The organism is Moorena sp. SIO4A1 (assembly GCF_010672065.1).
GTDB lineage: Bacteria > Cyanobacteriota > Cyanobacteriia > Cyanobacteriales > Coleofasciculaceae > Moorena.
Genome location: NZ_JAAHHX010000756.1, coordinates 1 through 1,393, shown reverse-complemented (window position 1 = coordinate 1,393; position 1,393 = coordinate 1). Strand labels below are relative to the sequence as shown.

General features: G+C 48.9%; 3 protein-coding genes. 1 reads left to right on the top strand and 2 read right to left on the bottom strand.

Going from position 1 to position 1,393, the window contains the following annotated elements:
* Nucleotides 1-460, top strand: a 460-nt coding sequence (locus tag F6K53_RS42665) for a WD40 repeat domain-containing protein (RefSeq protein ID WP_293086630.1), incomplete at its 5' end; no start/stop codon positions are given.
* Here F6K53_RS42665 and F6K53_RS42660 read toward each other — a convergent pair.
* Both F6K53_RS42660 and F6K53_RS42655 read right to left on the bottom strand, forming a co-directional pair.
* Entirely contained in the window at nucleotides 457-714 is a 258-nt protein-coding gene (locus F6K53_RS42660; protein ID WP_293086628.1) for a hypothetical protein, read from the bottom strand. The two genes, F6K53_RS42665 and F6K53_RS42660, sit on opposite strands and share 4 nt — an antisense overlap.
* A 278-nt stretch (nucleotides 715-992) precedes the next feature.
* Nucleotides 993-1,393, bottom strand: a 401-nt coding sequence (locus F6K53_RS42655) for a hypothetical protein (protein WP_293086625.1), incomplete at its 5' end; no start/stop codon positions are given.

The following is a 1,393-nucleotide window of genomic DNA, read 5'->3' as shown; positions in this document are numbered from 1 at the left end:
AATCAAGTGCGTTGTCTTTAGTGGAAATGGCAGAATTCTCGCTGGTGGCTGTGAAGACCACACTCTAAGGCTCTGGGATGTTGGCACTGGTGAGTGTCTCAACACTTTGCGTGGACACACCCATCGCTTACGCTCAGTGGCTTTCAGCCCTAATAGTAAACTAATCGCTAGTGGTAGTTATGATAAAACCTGTAAGCTCTGGGATGTTCAGACAGGTGAATGTTTAAAAACTCTCCATGGCCATACTAATGTGGTATGGTCTGTTACTTTCAGTCGAGATGGTTTAATGCTGGCCAGTAGCAGCAACGATGGCACAATTAAGTTTTGGGATATCGAGACGGGTCAATGTATCAAAACCCTGAGAGTGCCTAGACCCTATGAGGGGATGAATATAGCTGGTGTTACTGGTTTAACAAAAGCAACTATGACGTCCCTGAAAGCTTTGGGAGCAGTTGATTAGACTTGTTGCAGAAGTCGGGAGTCGGGAATCGGGAGTCGGGAGTCGGGAGATGTAGAGATGCTCACAGGGGTAGGTTTTTTACTTTGGAGATAGGTAATAGGTAATGGGTAATAGGTAATGGGTAATGGGTAATGGGTGATGGGGAATGGGTAATCGGTAATGGCTAATCGGAACCCACCCGACACCCCGACCAGGAGGGGAAGAGCGGGAGATGGGTCGGTAATCGGTGGAAATTCTTGATGATTTTCCGACATATTTTGAGAAATTTCTACCTCTAGCCAGTACGTACTCGCCCAAATGTAAAAAACCTACCCTTGTGAGATGTAGAGATGTAGGGTCGGCAGTGCATCCGTGAGATTCACTGACTAGCCAGAGCCCATTGATAAGCACTGCCCACCAAAAGTCGGGAACAGATGTAGGGTCGGCAGTGCATCCGTTAGATTCATTTGCTGGCCAGAGCCCATTGGTAAGCACTGCCCACCAGTAGGGAACAGATGTAGGGTGGGCAGATGTAGGGTGGGCAGTGCATCCGTTAAATTGACTGACTAGCCAGAGCATTGGTAAGCACTGCCCACCATAGGATTAATCTCATGTCCGGATAACTTAGAACCGATGTAGGGTCGGCAGTAATAGATGTAGGGTCGGCAGTGCATCCGTTAAATTGACTGACTAGCCAGAGCCCATTGGTAAGCACTGCCCACCAAAAGTCGGGAACAGATGTAGGGTCGGCAGTGCATCCGTTAGATTCACTTACTAGCCAGAGACCATTGCTAAGCACTGCCCACCAGTAGGGAACAGATGTAGGGTCGGCAGTGCATCCGTTAAATTGACTGACTAGCCAGAGCCCATTGGTAAGCACTGCCCACCAGTAGGGAACAGATGTAGGGTGGGCAGATGTAGGGTCGGCAGTGCATCCGTGAGATTCACTTACTG